Below are 18,489 nucleotides of genomic sequence, written 5' to 3' on the forward strand. Positions count from 1 at the left end.
CAGCCGCTGCCCGTTTTTTGTGCAACCGCCGACTTCCCAAGAAAAATCAAGCAGTTATCGCTGCGAATGCGGTTGACAAGTGGGTCAAGGCGCTTCAGCGCCTCTCAAGCCTGCTCCACAGCCCGAAATACAAACGTCGCTCGCGGTATGACAGCGGCGCTGTAACAGGCGCTGGGGCGGTACTTGTTTCACCGCTGCTGCACCGCCCTGTGGACAACTTTGTGCGCAAGCTGCAGAAGAATGCTGCAAGTGCTTGTCGGCACAGGAGGGTGACCGCTCGCATGCCACCTGTGCAAAGCTTCAATAAATGTTGTGGATCAAGGGCTTACAACATCGCTATCGCCCCGCCGCGGTGCCTCGTCGAGCGGTGATGCACAGTGCCGCCGCTGTTTCCGGCATGGGGACAAGCCGGCTTGTCAAGCCCTGAAAATTTGCCCAACACGGCGCGGAACCGGTGTCAAGCAGTTGCCGCCGCAGCCGTTTTGTGACATCGGGCTCATCCGCCCCCTGAAGGAAAGGCGCCAAGCCGCTGATTCCAGGATGCTTTTTCCACTCATCCACCAAAACTGTGGATAACTCTGTGAGCAAGCTGCTCGGCAGTGCGCCAAGTGCTTGATGCGCCGGGGCAGCGGGCCGGCTGCCCAGCGATGAGGCAAGCCTGCGGCACGGCTTGGCGGGCGGCTTCTGGAGCTTGCGCGGCGGCTACAGCCGGTTGCCAAACTTTCGAGCCTGGACGGGCTTGTCTCGCCTCCGCCTCGGCCGCCGCCGTGCGCCGAGCGTGGGTTTGGAAGCGCCGCCTTCGACTTCTGCCTCAAATTGCCAGCGGGTCCACATCCACTGCCCAGCGGATCAGCCCCTTGTGCGCTGCGCGCAGTTCGTACAGCACCGGCATCCACTGCCACAGCAGCCGCTGCAGCGCGCCGCGCGAGGCGGCTTCCAGCAGCATCTGCATGCGCTCCACGTCCGCCACGCGCGCCACCGGCGGAGGCACGGCCGGGTAGATCAGCACCTCGGCCGCTTCGGTGAACTCGCCGGCACGGGCCGCGGCATCCTCCAGGAAGGCGGTGGCCGCCTCCACCGTGCGCGCCTCGGCGCGCAGCAGCGCCAGGTGCGTGTAGGGCGGCAGCCCCGCCGACTCGCGTTCGGCCAATTGGGATGCGGCAAAGCGCTCGAAGTCATGCCGGCGCAGCGCGGCGTAGAGCGGGTGCGTGGGGTGCCAGGTCTGCAGCCACATCTGGCTGCGCGCGGCCTGGCTGGCGTCGCGGCCGGCGCGCCCTGCCGCCTGCATCAGCAGCGCGAACAGCCGCTCCGGGGCACGGAAGTCGCTGGCGAAGAGCGCGCTGTCCGGGTTCACCGCCGCCACCAGCGTGATGCGCCGGAAGTCGTGGCCCTTGGCGATCATCTGCGTGCCCACCAGCACGTCCACCTCGCCGGCATGCACCGCCGCCAGCCGCTCCTGCAGCGCGCCGGCGGCGCGGGTGGTGTCGGCGTCGATGCGGGCCACGCGCGCGCCGGGCAGCGCCTCGGCGATCTGCTCCTCCAGCCGCTCGGTGCCGCGACCCAGCGGCTGCAGGTCCAGGTTGCCGCACTGCGGGCAGGCGCGCGGCACGCGCTCGGTGAAGCCGCAGTGGTGGCAGCGCAGGGTGCGGTCGCTGCGGTGGAACACGCGCCAGGCGCTGCAGTGCGGGCAGCCGCTCTTCCAGCCGCACTCGGTGCAGTGCAGCACCGGGGCGTAGCCGCGCCGGTTGAGGAACAGCAGGCTCTGCTCGCCCAGCGCCAGGCGCTCGCGCAGCGCGTCCACCAGCTGCGGCGACAGCGCCGTCGTCACGCCATGCGTGCGCGGCAGCAGGCTCATGTCCACCAGCCGCACTTCCGGCAGCACCCCACCGCCGATGCGCTGCGCCAAGTCCAGCCGCTTGTAGCGGCCCTGCTGCGCGCGCTGCCAGCTCTCCAGCGAGGGCGTGGCCGAACCCAGCAGCACCGGCGCCCGCTCCAGCCGGCCGCGGTAGACGGCCAGGTCGCGCGCCGAGTAGCGCGCACCTTCCTGCTGCTTGTAGGAGGGGTCGTGCTCCTCGTCCACCACGATCAGGCCCAGCCGCGGCAGCGAGGCGAACACCGCCAGCCGCGTGCCCAGCACCAGGTCGGCCAGCCCCAGATGCGCCAGCAGCCAGTTCTTCAGGCGCTGCGCCGGGGTCAGGCCGCTGTGCAGCGACACGAGGCGCCGCCCCCTGAAACGCTCGGCGAAGCGGGCCTCCAGCTGCGGCGTGAGGTTGATCTCTGGCACTAGCACCAGCGCCTGCCGTCCCTGCGCCAGCGTGTGCGCCGCGGCCTGCAAATACACCTCGGTCTTGCCGCTGCCGGTGACGCCGTGCAGCAGGAAGGTGCTATCCGCGCCGGCCGTCACGGCCTCGACGGCGGCGCGCTGGTCCTCGGTCAGTGTCGGCTCAAGGCCCGCGTCCGGCACTGCCGGTTTTGCAGTCTCTGCCGATTCGGCCGCCGTGCCCGCGTCCGGGGTCGCGCCCTTTTCTGCCGACTTGCGCAGCTTGGCGATGCGGCGCGCCAGCTTCTCGTCGTCCAGCTTGCGCAACTCGGGCGGCAGCACCGACAGCGCCACCTCGCCCAGGCCGCGCTGGTAGTAGGCCGAGGTGAAAGCCACCAGCTGGCGCCAGGCGGCGGACAGCGGCGGCAGCGAGGACAGTACCTGCGCCACCGGGCGCAGCGCCTCGTCGGGCAGCGGCGCCTGCGCCGGGTCGGCCGGCGGCGCGTCCCATACCACCCCCGGCACCTCGCGCCGGCCCAGCGGCGCGCGCACCAGGCTGCCGGGCGGCAGCGGGCCGCCCAGGTAATCCAGCAGGCCGCCAAGGCCGCTGTACTGCGGCGCCTCGACGGCCACCGCCAGGCGGTGGGTCATGGGATCGGGTTGTGGATAACTTTGTGGGAAAGCTGCGTACCCCAGGTTCACAGCTTGTGTGCAGGTGCCGCGCTCACCGGGCACGAACCTGCAACACGGGGAAATTCATCAATCGCCTCAACGGTTTAGCGTCATTGAGCATCAACGAAACCGCTGGAAATGATGCGCGCGGCGGCTCCAGATCGCAGAGCTGATTCCGTGGACAAGTCAAGCCCTGCGTGTCAAGGACGCCGCCGCACCGGTGCGTCAGGCTTGGGCGCGCAGGCGGCGCGAGTGGGCGTGCACCGTGTCCACCAGCACCTGCACGTGCTCCGGCGGGGTGTACTGGCTGATGCCGTGGCCGAGGTTGAAGACATGGCCGCCATAGCCGCCGTCGGCGCGGCGCGGGGTACCGAAGCTGTCGAGCACGCGCTTGACCTCGGTCTCGATCGCGGCCGGCGGGGCGAACAGCACGTTCGGGTCCAGGTTGCCCTGCAGCGCGACGCGGTCGTCCACGCGGCGGCGCGCCTGGGCCAGGTTCACCGTCCAGTCCACGCCCAGCACGTCGGGCGCGGACTCGCCGCCGAGCATATCCTCCAGCCACAGGCCGCCGCCCTTGGTGAAGACGATGTGCGGGATGCGCTGGCCGTCGTGCTCGCGCTTGAGCTGCTTCAGCACGCGCTGGGTGTAGGCCAGGCTGAACTGTTGGAAGGCGCCGTCGGCGAGCACGCCGCCCCAGCTGTCGAACACCATCACCGCCTGGGCGCCGGCCTCGATCTGCGCATTGAGATAGGCGGCCACCGTGTCGGCATTGAGGGCCAGGATGCGGAGCATCAGGTCCGGGCGCGAATAGAGCATGGACTTGACCAGCCGGTAGTCGTCGCTGCCCGCGCCCTCGACCATGTAGCAGGCCAGCGTCCAGGGGCTGCCGGAGAAGCCGATCAGCGGCACGCGGCCGTTGAGCGCCTTGCGGATCGAGCTGACCGCGTCGAACACGTACTGGAGCTTGGCCATGTCGGGCACTTCCAGCTTCATCACCGCCGCCTCGTCGCGCACCGGGTGGGCGAAGCGCGGCCCCTCCCCGGCGGCGAAGCTCAGCCCCAGGCCCATGGCGTCGGGCACGGTGAGGATGTCGGAGAACAGGATCGCCGCGTCCAGCGCGTAGCGTTCCAGCGGCTGCAGCGTCACCTCGGTGGCGAAGGCCGGGTTGGTGGCCAGGCCCATGAAGCTGCCGGCGCGCGCGCGCGTGGCGCAGTACTCCGGCAGGTAGCGGCCGGCCTGGCGCATCAGCCAGACGGGCGTATGGTCGGTGGGCTGGCGCAGGCAGGCGCGCAGGAAGCTGTCGTTGGCGAGCGGTGCGGTCATCCCCCAATTATCCCGTGCCCTCATGCCCCCTCAGGCGCGCGAACTGCTGAGCTAGCATCGCCCGACAAACCCTTCACGGAGGAACGGATATGCGCTTGCGCTGGCTCCTGGCCTGCTTCATGGCCCTGCTGCTTTCCGGATGCGGCTACAACCAGTTCCAACAGCTCGACGAGCAGACCAACGCGGCCTGGGCCGAGGTGCTCAACCAGTACCAGCGCCGCGCCGACCTCGTGCCCAACCTGGTCAACACGGTCAAGGGCGAGGCCAACTTCGAGCAGGAGACGCTTACGCGCGTCGTCGAGGCCCGGGCCAAGGCCACCAGCGTCCAGGTCACGCCCGAGACGCTGAACGACCCGCAGGCGCTGCAGCGCTTCCAGCAGGCGCAGGGAGAGCTGTCCAGCGCCCTGTCGCGGCTGCTGGTGGTGAGCGAGCGCTATCCGAACCTGCGCGCCAACCAGGGCTTCCAGGACCTGCGCGTGCAGCTCGAAGGCACCGAGAACCGCATCACCGTGGCGCGCAACCGCTACATCAAGGCGGTGCAGGAGTACAACGTGCTCGCCCGCAGCTTCCCGAGCAACCTGACGGCCATGGTCTTCGGCTACAAGCCCAAGGCCAACTTCACGGTCCAGAACGAGGCCGAGATCTCCCGGCCGCCGACGGTGGACTTCGGCACCAACCCGGCGCGCCCGGCCCCGACCGCGCCGACGGCGCCCGCGCTGCCCGCCAGCCCCGCCTCGCGCTGACGCCATGCGCCGCCTGCTCGGGGTCCTGATGACGCTGCTGGCGGCGCTGTGTGCCCTGCTGCCCGGCACGGCCGCGGCGCAGGACGTGCTGCCGGTGCCCGCGCTCAGCGCGCGCGTCATCGACCAGACCAACACCCTCAATGCCGCGCAGCGCCAGGCGCTGGAGTCGCGGCTGGCGGCCTTCGAGAGCCAGCTGGGCACGCAGCTGGTGGTGCTGCTGGTGCCCAGCACCGCGCCGGAGGACATCGCCGCCTACGCGCAGCGCGTGGCCGACACCTGGAAGATCGGCCGCCGCGACGTGGGCGACGGGCTGCTGCTGGTGGTGGCCAAGAACGACCGTCGCGTGCGCATCGAGGTGGCCAAGGCGCTGGAGGGGGCGATTCCCGACCTGGCGGCGCGGCGCATCATCGACCGCGCCATCACGCCGGCCTTCCGCGCCGGCAACTTCGCCGGCGGCTTGCAGGCGGCCACGGACGAGCTGGAAGCCCTGGTGCGCGCCGAGAAGCTGCCCACGCCGGCCTCGGCGCCGGACGGCTGGTCGGTGAGCACTTCCGGGGGCGAGCGCGGCGCCGATTCGGGCCTGCAGTTCGGCGACCTGGCGCTGTTCTTCTTCCTGGGCGTGCCGGTCATCGGCGCGGTGCTGACGGCGATGCTGGGCCGCAAGCTGGGCACGCTGGTCACCGGCGGCGCGGTGGGCGGCCTGGCGTGGCTGTTCAGCGCCAGCGTGCTGCTGGCCCTCGTGGCGGCGGTGGTGGCGCTGGTGCTGGTGGGCGTGCTGGGCATCGGCTCCTCCGGCCGGCGCGGCGGTGGCGGGCGCGGCGGCTGGGGCGGGCCGCCGATCATCTTCCCCGGCGGCGGCTGGGGCGGAGGCGGGGGCGGCTTCGGCGGCGGTGGTGGGGGCGGCTTCCGCTCCGGCGGCGGTGGGGATTTCGGGGGCGGCGGCGCCTCGGGGAGCTGGTGATGAACCGTCTGCTGCGATTGATCAGGCACCGCCTCTTCGACGAAGACGACGCGCGGCGCGCGCTGGGCCACGCGGCGCTGCGGCGCATCGAGGCGCGCGTGCGCGAGAGCGAAGCGACGCACAGCGGCGAGATCCGTGTCGTGGTGGAGGCGGGGCTGCCGCTGTCCTACCTGTGGCGCGGCGCCGCGCCGCGGGAGCGCGCGGTGGCGATGTTCGGCAAGTTGCGCGTGTGGGACACCGAGGCCAACAACGGCGTGCTGATCTACCTGCTGCTGGCCGAGCACGCCATCGAGATCGTGGCCGACCGCGGCATCGACCGGCATGTGGGCGCGGCGCAGTGGCAGCACATCCTGCAAAGCATGCGCGAGCAGTTCCGCGCCGGGCATTTCGAGGACGGGCTGCTGGCGGCGGTGGAGGCGGTGGATGCGCAGTTGCGGCGGCACTTCCCGCTGCAGCCCGGGCAGCTCAATCCCAACGAGCTGCCGGATGCGCCGCTGCGGGTGTGATACGGATCGGACTTGGTTTTTGAATCTGTATTCCGTTCGTCCTGACCCTTCGGTACCTCAGGGCAGGGTCCGGCCGTTGGCTGGATCGAAGGATGAACGGCCCCAGCTGTGAGACAGGCCGCAAGAGCCTCACGGATTCGCACGTCGATACCTCAGTGCGAACGTCTCAGCGTGCCAGCGGTCTCGTGAGCACCGTACCAGCCTGACGGATTCGTCCTTCGATACCTCAGGACGAACGGGTCGTTTCACAAGCAAAGAAGAACTGGAATCAGTGTTCGAAAACTTGATGGGATGCGTATGAAGGGGAGAAAGGGTCAGCCGCCCTGCTCCAGCGCGCGCCGGATGAAGTTCTTCGGCACCGTCGGTTTGGGCACCCGCACGTCGAACCAGCTGCGCACGTCGGCCTCCACCAGGTTGCCGTGCATGAAGTTGTAGATCGCCTTCTTCAGCGCCCGGCCCAGTGCGTCGTGGTCGGTGCCGGTGGGGTCGATGAAGCCCACGTCGTTGCGCGCGAAGGCGCCTTCGGGCAGCGGCTTCAGCTGGATGCCGAAGGCTTCGGGGTTCTGGCCCACCGGCGAATGCACCGTGCAGGCGAAGCGGTGGAAGAAGCCCGAGTGGATGCAGCCGTTCTCGAACAGCTGGCGCACGTACTCCAGCGCGTCCACCGTGTCCTGCACCGTCTGGGTCGGGAAGCCGTACATCAGGTAGGCGTGCACCATCACGCCCGCGTCGGCGAAGGCGCGCGTCACGCGCGCCACCTGCGCCACCGACACGCCCTTGTTCATCAGTTTCAAAAGCCGGTCCGAGGCCACCTCCAGCCCGCCGGAGATGGCGATGCAGCCGCTGTCGGCCAGCAGTTCGGCCAGCTCGGGCGTGAAGGTTTTCTCGAAGCGCACATTGCCCCACCAGGAAATGCGCAGGTCGCGGCGCAGCAGCTCCTGCGCCAGCGCCTTGAGCGCCTTGGGCGGCGCGGCCTCGTCCACGAAGTGGAAACCGGTCTGCCCCGTCTCCTGCACGATGGCTTCGATGCGGTCGGCCAGCACGCTGGCTTCTGCGCCCTCGTAGCGCGCGATGTAGTCCAGGCTCACGTCGCAGAAGCTGCACTTCTTCCAGTAGCAGCCCTGCGCCACGGTGAGCTTGTTCCAGCGCCCGTCGCTCCAGAGCCGGTGCATGGGATTGAGCATGTCCAGCAGCGACAGGTACTGCCCCAGCGGCAGCCCGTCCCAGGTCGGCGTGCCGACCTCGGCGAAAGGGATGTCGGGCTCCACGAAATTCACGTAGCGCACCGCACCCTCCTCGCGCAGGTAGGTGCGCACCAGCCGCTGGCGCGAGCGCCGGCCCTGCAGATGTTCCAGCAGGGCCAGCAGCGGGCGCTCGCCGGCGTCCAGCGTCACGAAATCCACGGCATCGAACAGGCGCGGCTCCTTCAGCTCGCGCAGCTCGGTGTTGACATAGCCGCCGCCCAGCACGATGGCGATGCCCGGCCGTGCCGCCTTGATCACCTGCGCGATGCGCAGCGCGCCGTACACCGAGCCCGGGAACGGCACCGACAGCAGCACCACGTCCGGCCGGTGTTGCTCCAGCGCCTCCAGCGTCAGCTCGCGCAGCGTGTCGTCGATGAGGTTGGGCGGCGCCGCCAGCGCGTCGGCCAGCGGGTCGAAGCGGGCCTGCGCCGCGGCCAGCGACTCGGCGTAGCGCACAAACTCGAAGCGCGCATCGACGGCCTCGCGCAGCACGTCGGCCAGGTCGTCCAGGTACAGCGTCGCCAGGTGCTTGGCGCGGTCCTGCAGCCCCAGCGCGCCGAAGGCCCAGCCCAGCGGGTCGCCCTCGTCGTCCCCGTACACCTCCAGCGCCTGGAAACGCGGCCCCTCGGGCAGGAGGCCGCGTGCGGCGATGCGGTGCGCCAGCGTCGGGTCGCGGCCCTGCAGGAAGGCGATGACCCGGTCCGCCGTGCCGGCGTAGGCCTCGAACTGTTCCAGGAAGGCCGCCACGCGCTGCGTGCGCTCGGCCGCCGGTTGCGCCTCGATCACCGCGCGCAGCCGCCGCAGCCCCGCGCCGGACAGCAGCCGCAGCACGAGCTTCAAGGCCAGGTCGTCCTGCGCCGCCGGGATGCCGCGGCTGCGCAGGAAGCCGGTGAGATAGGCGGTGGAGGGATACGGCGTGTTGAGCTGCGTCATCGGCGGGATGAGCGACAGCACGCGCAGGCCGGGGGCGGCAGCGGTTTCGGGAACAGCGGGCATGGGGCTTCAGGCGGAGCAGCCGGGCGGAAAAGGCCGGCGGCGGAGAAAAACGGCCGCCAGTAAACACGAAGCCCGCCGGGCTTGCGCCGGGCGGGCTTTTGGGAAGCGGGGGCCTGGGGGCCGGGCCGCGAGAGAAGGCTTACTTGCGGCGGAACTTGCGCAGCGCCGCGAGCTGGGCCGCCATGGCGGCGAACTCGCTCTGGGCGGCGGCGAAGTCGATGTCGCTCTTGGCGTTCTTCATCGCTTCCTCGGCCAGGCGCTTGGCCTCGTTGGCCTTGGCCTCGTCGAGGTCATGGCCGCGGATGGCGGTGTCGGCAAGCACCGTGACGCCGTTGGGCTGCACCTCCAGGATGCCGCCGGCGACGAACACGAACTCCTCCTCACCGTTGTCGGCACGCTCGATGCGCACCGCGCCGGGCTTGATGCGGGTGATCAGCGGCGTGTGGCGGGGCAGGATGCCCAGCTCGCCGTTCTCGCCCGGCAGCGCGACGAACTTCGCCTCGCCGGAGAAGATCAGCTCTTCGGCGGAGACGACGTCGACGTGAATGGTTGCCATGTGCGGGGTCCTTGATGCGGAAGGAAAGAAGCTGCTGCGGGGATGAAGCGGCCACCGCCTTCAGCAGAAGGCCGCGGCCGCAACGCGCCGATTACGACAGCTTCTTGGCCTTCTCGAAGGCCTCGTCGATGGTGCCGACCATGTAGAAGGCCTGCTCGGGCAGGTGGTCGCACTCGCCGGCCACGATCATCTTGAAGCCGCGGATGGTTTCCTTCAGCGGCACGTACTTGCCGGGCGAGCCGGTGAAGATCTCGGCCACGTGGAAGGGCTGCGACAGGAAGCGCTGGATCTTGCGCGCGCGGGCCACGGTGAGCTTGTCCTCGGGGGCCAGCTCGTCCATGCCCAGAATGGCGATGATGTCGCGCAGTTCCTTGTAGCGCTGCAGGATGCCCTGCACGGCACGGGTCGTGGTGTAGTGCTCTTCGCCGATGACGTTGGGGTCGATCTGGCGCGAGGTCGAGTCCAGCGGGTCCACGGCCGGGTAGATGCCCAGCGAGGCGATGTCACGCGACAGCACCACGGTGGCGTCCAGGTGGGCGAAGGTGGTGGCCGGCGACGGGTCGGTCAGGTCGTCCGCGGGCACGTACACGGCCTGGATCGAGGTGATCGAGCCCACCTTGGTGGAGGTGATGCGCTCCTGCAGGCGGCCCATTTCCTCGGCCAGCGTCGGCTGGTAGCCCACGGCCGAAGGCATACGGCCCAGCAGCGCGGACACTTCGGTACCGGCCAGCGTGTAGCGGTAGATGTTGTCCACGAAGAACAGCACGTCACGGCCTTCGTCGCGGAACGACTCGGCAATGGTCAGGCCGGTCAGGGCCACGCGCAGACGGTTGCCCGGGGGCTCGTTCATCTGGCCGTAGACCATGGCCACCTTGGACTTGGACAGGTCCTCGTCCACCACCACGCCCGACTCCATCATCTCGTGATAGAAGTCGTTGCCCTCGCGGGTACGCTCACCCACGCCGGCGAACACGGACAGACCCGAGTGCGCCTTGGCGATGTTGTTGATGAGCTCCATCATGTTCACGGTCTTGCCCACGCCGGCGCCGCCGAACAGGCCCACCTTGCCGCCCTTGGCGAACGGGCAGATCAGGTCGATCACCTTGATGCCGGTTTCGAGCAGGTCCTGCGACGGCGACAGCTCGTCGTAGGCCGGGGCCTTGCGGTGGATGGAGGCGGTGAGCTCGGTGCTCACGGGGCCGCGCTCGTCGATGGGCGTGCCCAGCACGTCCATGATGCGGCCCAGCGTGGCCTGGCCCACCGGCACCATGATCGGGTTGTTGGTGTTGGTCACCACCATGCCGCGGCGCAGGCCGTCGGACGAACCCAGGGCGATGGTGCGCACCACGCCGTCGCCGAGCTGCTGCTGCACTTCCAGCGTCAGGGCCGAGCCTTCCATCTTGAGGGCGTCGTACACCTTGGGCATCTGGTCGCGCGGGAACTCCACGTCCACCACGGCGCCGATGCACTGAACGATCTTGCCTTGTGCCATTTGTATTTCCTTGAATTCAACGAATCGGTCAAACCGCGGCGGCGCCGCTCACGATCTCGCTCAGCTCCTTCGTGATCGCGGCCTGGCGGGTCTTGTTGTAGACCAGCTTGAGCTCACCGATCAGGTTGCCGGCGTTGTCGGTGGCGGCCTTCATCGCCACCATGCGTGCGGACTGCTCCGAGGCCATGTTCTCGGCCACGGCCTGGTACACCAGCGCCTCGATGTAGCGCGTGAGCAGCTCGTCGATAACGGTGGCCGCATCGGGCTCGTAGATGTAGTCCCAGCCGCCGGCCTGGCGCTCGGCAGCGGTCTGCTCCAGGCGCGAGGTCGTCAGCGGCAGCAGCTGCTCCACCACGGGCTCCTGCTTCATCGTGTTGATGAACTTGGTGTAGCAGAGGTACACCGCGTCCACCTTGCCCTCGATGAAGGCATCGAGCATGACCTTGACCGGGCCGATGAGCTTCTCGAGCTGCGGCGTGTCGCCGAGCTGGGTGGCGTGCGACACCACCGGAACGCCGACGCGGTTCAGGAAGCTGAAGCCCTTGTTGCCGATCGCAACCGCCTGCACCTTCACGTTCTCGCTCTGCAGATCACGCATCTTGTTCGTGATCGCGCGCAGGACGTTGGTGTTGAGGCCGCCGCACAAGCCCTTGTCGGTCGTCACGACCACGAAGCCCGCAGCCTTCGCGGAGCCTTGCGCGCGCATGTAGGGCGAGCGGTACTCCGGGTTGGCCTGGGACAGGTTGGCCGTGATGTTGCGAATCTTGTCGGCGTACGGGCGCGCAGCGCGCATCCGTTCCTGCGCCTTGCGCATCTTGGAGGCGGCGACCATTTCCATGGCCTTGGTGATCTTCTTGGTGTTCTCCACCGATTTGATCTTGCCGCGTATTTCCTTGCCTACCGCCATGGACTGGCTCCTTCTCGGACTTGTGCTCTGGCGGGACGACTTAAGCGAACGACTTCTTGAACGCGGCCACGGCAGCGGTCAGCTGGGCTTCCGCGTCCTTGTCCATCGCCTTGTCGCTCTCGAGCTTGGCCAGCAGCGGGGCATGGCTGGTCTTGAGGAACTGGTGCAGACCGCTCTCGAAGGCCAGGATCTTCTTGACGTCCACGTCGTCCATGTAGCCCTTGTTCACCGCGAACAGCGTGGCGGCCATCAGGCTGATGGGCAGCGGCTGGTACTGCGGCTGCTTGAGCAGCTCGGTCACGCGGGCACCGCGGTCGAGCTGCTTGCGGGTGGCTTCGTCCAGGTCCGAGGCGAACTGCGCGAACGCGGCCAGCTCACGGTACTGCGCCAGGTCGGTACGGATACCGCCCGAGAGGCCCTTGATCAGCTTGGTCTGGGCGGCACCACCGACGCGCGACACCGAGATACCGGCGTTGATGGCGGGGCGGATACCGGCGTTGAACAGGCTGGTTTCCAGGAAGATCTGGCCGTCGGTGATCGAGATCACGTTGGTCGGCACGAACGCGGACACGTCACCGGCCTGCGTTTCGATCACGGGCAGCGCGGTCAGCGAGCCGGTCTGGCCCTTGACGGCGCCGTTGGTGAACTTCTCGACGTAGTCGGCGTTCACGCGGGCGGCACGCTCCAGCAGGCGGCTGTGGAGATAGAACACGTCGCCGGGGAAGGCTTCGCGGCCCGGCGGGCGGCGCAGCAGCAGCGAGACCTGGCGGTAGGCCACGGCCTGCTTGGACAGGTCGTCATAGACGATCAGGGCGTCCTGGCCGCGGTCGCGGAAGTACTCGCCCATCGTGCAGCCGGAGTAGGCCGACACGTACTGCATGGCGGCGGACTCGGAAGCCGAGGCCGCGACGACGATGGTGTACTCCATCGCACCGTGCTGTTCCAGGGCACGCACCACGTTCTTGATCGACGACGCCTTCTGGCCGATGGCGACGTAGATGCAGGTCATGTTCTGACCCTTCTGGGCGATGATCGCGTCCAGGGCCACGGCGGTCTTGCCGGTCTGGCGGTCACCGATGATCAGCTCGCGCTGGCCGCGGCCCACGGGCACCATCGAGTCGATGGACTTGATGCCCGTCTGCACCGGCTGGCTCACCGACTGGCGCGCGATCACGCCCGGGGCCACCTTCTCGATGACGTCGGTCATCTTGGCGTTGATCGGGCCCTTGCCGTCGATGGGCTGGCCCAGCGCGTTGACCACGCGGCCGATGAGCTCGGGGCCCACGGGCACTTCCAGGATGCGGCCCGTGCACTTGACGGTGTCGCCCTCGGAGATGTGCTCGTACTCGCCCAGGATCACCGCGCCGACGGAGTCGCGCTCGAGGTTCAGCGCCAGGCCGAAGGTCTGCGCGCCGGAGGGGCTGGTGGGGAATTCGAGCATCTCGCCCTGCATCACGTCCGACAGGCCGTGCACGCGCACGATGCCGTCCGTCACCGAGACCACGGTGCCCTGGTTGCGGATGTCCGTCGAGGGCTGCAGGCCCTCGATGCGGCTCTTGATCAGTTCGGAAATTTCTGCGGGATTCAGTTGCATCGTGTTCTCCCAGACTGCCACCTCGGTGGGCGGACAGCGTGGCGGGCGGTGGCTGGCTGCGGGCTGTGCTCGGGGGCGGCGGAAACCCCCGCTGTGCTTAGGCCGTGAGCGCCACCTTCATCTGTTCCAGACGGGCCTTGACCGAGCCGTCATAGACCTCGTCGCCGACCACCACGCGGATGCCGCCGATGAGCGAGGGATCGATCTGCACCGTGGCGTTGAGCTTGCGACCGAAGCGCTTTTCCAGCGCGGCCAGCACCTCGGCGCCCTGCGCCTCGTCGATCGGGAAGGCGCTGTAGACCAGCGCGTCGGAGACCCCGCTGCCGGCGTTGACCAGCGCACGGTACTGCGCCGCCACCTCGGGCAGCGCCACCAGGCGGCCGTTTTCCAGCATGGCGCGCAGCAGGTTCTGCAGCGCCGGCCACAGCGGCGCGGGCAGCGCGCCGGTGATCACGTCGAACACCTGCTGGGTGCTCACGCGCGGGTTTTCGGCGAACTGGCGCACCTGCGGGTCGGCCGTCAGCGTCGCGAGCAGATCCAGCTGCTCGATGGCGCCGCGCTGCTCCGCGGGAGCGATCACCTTGAACAGCGCTTCCGCGTAAGGGCGGGCGATGGTTGCAAGCTCAGCCATGGTCAGAGCTCGCTCTTGAGGCGAGACAGCAGCTCGCCGTGCACTGCGGGATTGACCTCGCGGCGCAGGATGGCCTCGGCACCCTTGACCGCCAGCGCGGCGACCTCGTCGCGCAGTGCCTCGCGGGCACGCACGCTGGCCTGCTCGGCCTCGGCCCGGGCCGCGGCGACGATCTTGGCGGCCTCTTCGTTGGCACGGCCCTTGGCCTCTTCGACCATGGACTGCGCCAGGCGCTCGGCGTCGGCCAGGCGGCGGGCGGCGTCGTCACGCGCTTCGGCCAGCTGGGCCTCGACGCGCTTGTTGGCCGTTGCCAGCTCGGCCTTGGCCTTGTCGGCCGCGGCCAGCCCTTCGGCGACCTTCCGGGCGCGCTCGTCGAGCGCCTTGGTGATCGGCGGCCACACGAACTTCATCGTGAACCACCACAAGATCACGAAGACGACGATCTGCGCCAACAACGTTGCGTTCAGATTCACGGCTCGGACCTCTCTCGTTGAAAGACTACTCGGGGACGGACGAGAAAGAACCGGATCAGGCTGCGATCACGAACGGGTTGGCGAACGCGAACAGCATCGCGATACCGACACCGATCAGGAACGCCGCGTCGATCAGACCAGCCAGCAGGAACATCTTGGTTTGCAGCTCGTTCATCAGCTCGGGCTGACGGGCCGAGGCTTCCAGGTACTTGCCGCCCATCAGGCCGATGCCGATACAGGCACCGATAGCGCCCAGACCGATGATGACGCCGCAGGCCAGAGCGACCAGACCGAGAATGTTTTCCATGACTACTCCTAGAGTTGATTGAGTTGAGGAAAGGGAACGGGAGGGAAAGCCGCCGGTCAGTGCGCGTCGTGCGCCTGGCCCACGTACACCAGCGTCAGCATCATGAAAATGAAGGCCTGCAGCGTGATGATCAGGATGTGGAAGATGGCCCACGCGGAGCCGGCCAGCACGTGACCGATCCACAGCGCCACACCGCCCATGGAGCCGAAGCCCACCGCGCCCATCAGCGCGATCAGCATGAACACCAGTTCGCCGGCAAACATGTTGCCGAACAGTCGCATGCCATGAGAGACCGTCTTGGCGACGAACTCGATCATCTGCATGAGGAAGTTGATCGGCGCCAGCACCACGGCCATGAAGCCATGCGCATGGAACGGGGCGGAGAACAGCTCCTTGATCCAGCCGCCCAGGCCTTTCATCTTGATGTTGTAGTACAGGCACGACAGCAGCACCGTCACCGACAGCGCCAGCGTCGTGGACAGGTCGGCCGTGGGCACCACGCGCATGTAGGCATGGTGCGGGTCATGGCCGGCGGCGCCGTAGATCATTTCCCAGATGCGCGGCACCAGGTCCAGCGGCAGCAGGTCCATCGCGTTCATCAGGAAGATCCACACGAAGGCCGTCAGCGCCAGCGGGGCCACGGCCTTGCGCGACTGCTCGTTGTGCACGATGCCGCGCGCCTGCGTGTCCACCATCTCGACCAGGAATTCCACCGCGGCCTGCAGCCGGCCCGGCACGCCCGAGGTCACGCTCTTGGCCACGCGCCACAGCAGCAGGCAGCCCAGGAAGCCCAGCAGGATCGACCAGAACAGCGAGTCGAGCTTGAGCACCGGGTCCGACAGCGAGAAGTCGGCGATGCCCGACTGCGTGCGCGTCGTCAGGTGCTGCAGGTGGTGCTGGATGTATTCACCCGCGGTAGGTCCGTGTCCTTCGGCAGCCATGTCAGCTTCTCTTTTTCCTTGCTCGCGCCCGGCCCTGCCACAGCAGCGCCAGCCAATTGACCTTCATGCACAGCACCATCGTCACCAGCAGCGCCGGCCAACTCAGGTTGCGCACGACCACCGCCGCCGCCACCAGCATGGCGGCCGCGACACCGATCTTGATGAACTCCCAGAACAGGAACCCGAACACCGCGGTGCCGGGCTGCATGTCCCTGGTCCTGGCGAGGCCGCGGACCATCAACGCCCCCGGCACCACCACGGCCGCCGCGCCATACAGCGCCGACCAGCCGACCGCCCCACGGCCCGTGATCACCGCCGCGAGGACGGCCACCACCAGACCCACCGCGGCCTGAACCGCGACCACCCGCCACGGCGACAGCAGCGGGTACTGTTCGCGCAGGGCCTGGACTTGCTCACGCGTCATGGGCGCGCGCTCGTCCAACTCCTTGTCGTCGTCCGCCCAGCTGTCGCGGAACTCGGGACGCCGGGACCGCTCTTGCATGGCTTCAGACTGTCTCTATGCGCAAAACCGAAGGATTATAGGTGGAAAACCCTTAGCCTCCACTTACAACTCATGCCCCGTCGTCACACTGCGGCATACCTTGCATTGGCTCGCGTATTGAGCCAGCTCAATTCCTGAGCGCATCGGCGCCATGCCGCGCCGCGGCAGTATCCCCGATTGCATGCAGCACGCCCGCGGCGCCCGACAATCGCGCCAATACCCCTCCCGAGCTGCCCGTGGTCTTCGAATTCCTGCGCCGCATCGCGGCTTTTTCACTGCTGCTGGCGCCGCTGCTGGGCGCATCGGCCCAGACCGAAGTGCGCACCGAGCAGTTGCGCGCCGAACTGTTGGCGCACGCGCCCGAGGGCGTGGCCGCGGGCAAGCCGGTGTGGCTGGGCTTGCTGCTGGAGCACGCGCCGCACTGGCACACCTACTGGAAAAACCCGGGCGACTCCGGGTTGCCCACCAGGCTGCAATGGAGCCTGCCCCCGGGTGTGGACGCAGGCGAGATCCAATGGCCCGTGCCGCAGCGGCTGCCCGTGGGGCCGCTGATGAATTTCGGCTACGAGGGCCGCGTGCTGCTGCCGGTGCAAATCCAGGTGCCCGCCGGCTTCGACGCTGCCTCATTGAGCGTGCAACTCCAGGCCGACTGGCTGGTGTGCAAGGAGGTCTGCCTGCCCCAGAGCGGCCGCTTCAGCCTGCAGCTGCCCACGCATGCCGCCACGTCGATCAATGCGGCAGTGTTCGAAGAGGCGCAGCGGCGGCAGCCCCAATCCGTGCCCGGCGCGGCTGCCTCGGCGCGCATCGAGGAGCACCAGCTCGTGCTGGACGTGAAGGGCCTGCCCGCGGCGCTGCACGGCGCGCCGCTGGGCTTCTTCCCCGAGCAGCCCGGCATCATCGACAACGCCGCACCGCAGCAGGCGCGCTGGGACGGCGGCAGCTGGCAGGTGAAGGTGCCGCTGTCTCCCGAGCGCGACCAGAGCCCGCCGCGCATGGACGCCGTGCTGGCCGGCGCGCAGGGCGAGGGCGTGCAGCTGGGCTTCGAGGTCAGCGGCCCCTGGCCCGCGCCGGGCAGCACGCCGCGGCGCACACCGGTTGAGACGGAAACGGTTGCTCCTGCAACGTCGGTGTCCGGCACGCCCTCCCCCGCCTTCGGCCTGGCGCTGCTGCTGGCGCTGGGCGGCGGGATGCTGCTCAACCTCATGCCCTGCGTGTTCCCGGTGCTGTCGCTCAAGCTGCTGGGCTTCGTGGCGCACCACGGGCAGCGCGAGCGCGTGGCCGCGGCGCTGGCCTACACGGCCGGGGTGCTGCTGTCCTTCGTGGCGCTGGCCGCACTGATGCTGGCGCTGCGCGCCGGCGGCGAGCAGCTGGGCTGGGGTTTCCAGTTGCAGTCGCCGGCCTTCGTGACGGCGCTGGCCGTGCTGTTCACGCTCATCGGGCTGAACCTGGCGGGGCAGTTCGAGTTCGGCACGCTGCTGCCTTCGGGCCTGGCCGGGCTGCAGTTGCGCCACCCGCTGCTGGATCATGCGCTCACCGGCGTGCTGGCCGTGGCGGTGGCTTCGCCCTGCACCGCGCCGTTCATGGGGGCCTCGGTGGGCGTGGCGGCCACGCTGCCCACGGCCCAGGCGCTGGCCGTGTTCGGAGCCCTGGGGCTGGGCATGGCGCTGCCGTACCTGGCCGCGGCGGCCTGGCCGGGGCTGACGCGCGCGCTGCCCCGCCCGGGGCCGTGGATGGCGCAGCTGCGCACGCTGCTCGCCTTCCCGATGTTCGCCACCGTGGTGTGGCTGCTGTGGGTGCTGGGCCAGCAGACCGGGCTGGACGGCGCGGTGGCGCTGCTAGGGCTGCTGGTGGCGCTGGCCTTCGCGCTGTGGGCCCTGGCCGGCCCGGCCTTCAGGCACTCGCGGCGCGCGGCGCGCGCCGGCGTGGCGGTGCTGGCCCTGGCCGTGCTGGCGCTGACGCTGCACTGGGCCTTGCCGGCCTGGCGCGAGGCCCCCGCGGCCAACGGCATGGCCGCGGCGTCCACCGAGGGATGGGAAGCCTGGAGCGCCGAGCGCGTGCGCGCGCTGCAGGCCCAGGGCCGCCCGGTGTTCGTGGACTTCACCGCCGCCTGGTGCGTGACCTGCCAGATCAACAAGCGCAGCGCCCTGGCCGATGCGACGCTGCGCGCCGATTTCGAGCTGCACGGCGTGACGCTGCTGCGCGCGGACTGGACGCGGCGCGACGCCGCCATCGGCGCCGAGCTCGCGCGCCTGGGACGCAGCGGCGTGCCCGTCTATGCGCTGTACCCGGCCGGCGGCGGCGCGCCGCAGCTGCTGAGCGAGGTGCTGTCCGTCGCCGAGGTGCGCGCCGCGCTGGCCACACTGCCGGCCAAGCCCTGAGCC

16 protein-coding genes are annotated in these 18,489 nt (G+C 69.1%); 4 read left to right on the forward strand and 12 right to left on the reverse strand.

From position 1 onward, the window contains the following. Nucleotides 1-811 precede the first annotated feature (811 nt). Together HHL10_RS02145 and hemE are read right to left on the reverse strand one after the other, a co-directional pair. Nucleotides 812-2,911 (reverse strand): primosomal protein N', encoded by a 2,100-nt coding sequence (locus HHL10_RS02145; protein ID WP_169158673.1) that lies wholly within the window; start codon nucleotides 2,909-2,911, stop codon nucleotides 812-814. 246 nt (nucleotides 2,912-3,157) lie between these two features. Further along, complete coding sequence (gene hemE, locus HHL10_RS02150; protein WP_169158674.1) at nucleotides 3,158-4,255, reverse strand: uroporphyrinogen decarboxylase; 1,098 nt, start codon at nucleotides 4,253-4,255, stop codon at nucleotides 3,158-3,160. An 89-nt stretch (nucleotides 4,256-4,344) separates the two neighbouring features. Here hemE and HHL10_RS02155 point away from each other — a divergent pair, with 89 nt between their 5' ends. Genes HHL10_RS02155 through HHL10_RS02165 form a run of 3 tightly spaced genes read left to right on the forward strand, consistent with a single transcriptional unit; the run spans nucleotide 4,345 to nucleotide 6,465 of the window. After that, on the forward strand, nucleotides 4,345-4,998 hold the full coding sequence (locus HHL10_RS02155; RefSeq protein WP_205832864.1) for a LemA family protein: 654 nt from the start codon (nucleotides 4,345-4,347) through the stop codon (nucleotides 4,996-4,998). A gap of 4 nt (nucleotides 4,999-5,002) precedes the next feature. After that, nucleotides 5,003-5,959 carry a TPM domain-containing protein gene (locus tag HHL10_RS02160; protein ID WP_169158676.1) on the forward strand — a complete coding sequence of 319 codons (957 nt, stop codon included), beginning with the start codon at nucleotides 5,003-5,005 and terminating at the stop codon, nucleotides 5,957-5,959. Then, nucleotides 5,959-6,465 carry a TPM domain-containing protein gene (locus HHL10_RS02165; protein ID WP_169158677.1) on the forward strand — a complete coding sequence of 169 codons (507 nt, stop codon included), beginning with the start codon at nucleotides 5,959-5,961 and terminating at the stop codon, nucleotides 6,463-6,465. The genes HHL10_RS02160 and HHL10_RS02165 overlap by 1 nt, the downstream gene beginning before the upstream one ends. A 314-nt stretch (nucleotides 6,466-6,779) precedes the next feature. Here the strand turns inward: HHL10_RS02165 and HHL10_RS02170 are convergent, their stop codons facing one another. From HHL10_RS02170 to HHL10_RS02215, 10 genes are all read right to left on the reverse strand, one after another. Continuing rightward, the gene (locus HHL10_RS02170) at nucleotides 6,780-8,705 is read right to left on the reverse strand and encodes a B12-binding domain-containing radical SAM protein (RefSeq protein WP_169158678.1); all 1,926 of its coding nucleotides are present in this window, start codon (nucleotides 8,703-8,705) and stop codon (nucleotides 6,780-6,782) included. Between the two features lie 139 nt (nucleotides 8,706-8,844). After that, the gene (locus tag HHL10_RS02175; RefSeq protein WP_169158679.1) at nucleotides 8,845-9,261 is read right to left on the reverse strand and encodes a F0F1 ATP synthase subunit epsilon; all 417 of its coding nucleotides are present in this window, start codon (nucleotides 9,259-9,261) and stop codon (nucleotides 8,845-8,847) included. A 91-nt stretch (nucleotides 9,262-9,352) separates the two neighbouring features. Further along, the gene (gene atpD / locus HHL10_RS02180; RefSeq protein WP_205832865.1) at nucleotides 9,353-10,753 is read right to left on the reverse strand and encodes a F0F1 ATP synthase subunit beta; all 1,401 of its coding nucleotides are present in this window, start codon (nucleotides 10,751-10,753) and stop codon (nucleotides 9,353-9,355) included. A 28-nt stretch (nucleotides 10,754-10,781) separates the two neighbouring features. Next, nucleotides 10,782-11,660, reverse strand: a complete 879-nt coding sequence (gene atpG / locus HHL10_RS02185; RefSeq protein WP_169158680.1) for a F0F1 ATP synthase subunit gamma — start codon at nucleotides 11,658-11,660, stop codon at nucleotides 10,782-10,784. Nucleotides 11,661-11,700: 40 nt separating this feature from the next. After that, nucleotides 11,701-13,254, reverse strand: a complete 1,554-nt coding sequence (atpA, locus tag HHL10_RS02190) for a F0F1 ATP synthase subunit alpha (protein ID WP_169158681.1) — start codon at nucleotides 13,252-13,254, stop codon at nucleotides 11,701-11,703. A 97-nt stretch (nucleotides 13,255-13,351) separates the two neighbouring features. Continuing rightward, nucleotides 13,352-13,885 carry a F0F1 ATP synthase subunit delta gene (locus HHL10_RS02195; RefSeq protein WP_169158682.1) on the reverse strand — a complete coding sequence of 178 codons (534 nt, stop codon included), beginning with the start codon at nucleotides 13,883-13,885 and terminating at the stop codon, nucleotides 13,352-13,354. Nucleotides 13,886-13,887: 2 nt separating this feature from the next. Next, the gene (locus tag HHL10_RS02200) at nucleotides 13,888-14,358 is read right to left on the reverse strand and encodes a F0F1 ATP synthase subunit B (RefSeq protein WP_169158683.1); all 471 of its coding nucleotides are present in this window, start codon (nucleotides 14,356-14,358) and stop codon (nucleotides 13,888-13,890) included. A gap of 55 nt (nucleotides 14,359-14,413) precedes the next feature. Next, nucleotides 14,414-14,665 carry a F0F1 ATP synthase subunit C gene (gene atpE / locus HHL10_RS02205; protein ID WP_169158684.1) on the reverse strand — a complete coding sequence of 84 codons (252 nt, stop codon included), beginning with the start codon at nucleotides 14,663-14,665 and terminating at the stop codon, nucleotides 14,414-14,416. 56 nt (nucleotides 14,666-14,721) lie between these two features. Then, complete coding sequence (gene atpB / locus HHL10_RS02210) at nucleotides 14,722-15,606, reverse strand: F0F1 ATP synthase subunit A (protein ID WP_169158685.1); 885 nt, start codon at nucleotides 15,604-15,606, stop codon at nucleotides 14,722-14,724. 1 nt (nucleotide 15,607) lies between these two features. Next, on the reverse strand, nucleotides 15,608-16,108 hold the full coding sequence (locus tag HHL10_RS02215; RefSeq protein ID WP_169158686.1) for an ATP synthase subunit I: 501 nt from the start codon (nucleotides 16,106-16,108) through the stop codon (nucleotides 15,608-15,610). Nucleotides 16,109-16,344: 236 nt separating this feature from the next. On the opposite strand from HHL10_RS02215, the gene HHL10_RS02220 reads away from it, so the two are divergent. After that, nucleotides 16,345-18,486: a protein-disulfide reductase DsbD family protein gene (locus HHL10_RS02220; protein ID WP_310734507.1), complete on the forward strand. Its 2,142-nt coding sequence runs from the start codon at nucleotides 16,345-16,347 to the stop codon at nucleotides 18,484-18,486. The last annotated feature ends 3 nt before the right edge of the window (nucleotides 18,487-18,489 follow it).

This window comes from Azohydromonas caseinilytica, assembly GCF_012927045.1.
GTDB classification, from domain to species: domain Bacteria; phylum Pseudomonadota; class Gammaproteobacteria; order Burkholderiales; family Burkholderiaceae_C; genus Azohydromonas; species Azohydromonas caseinilytica.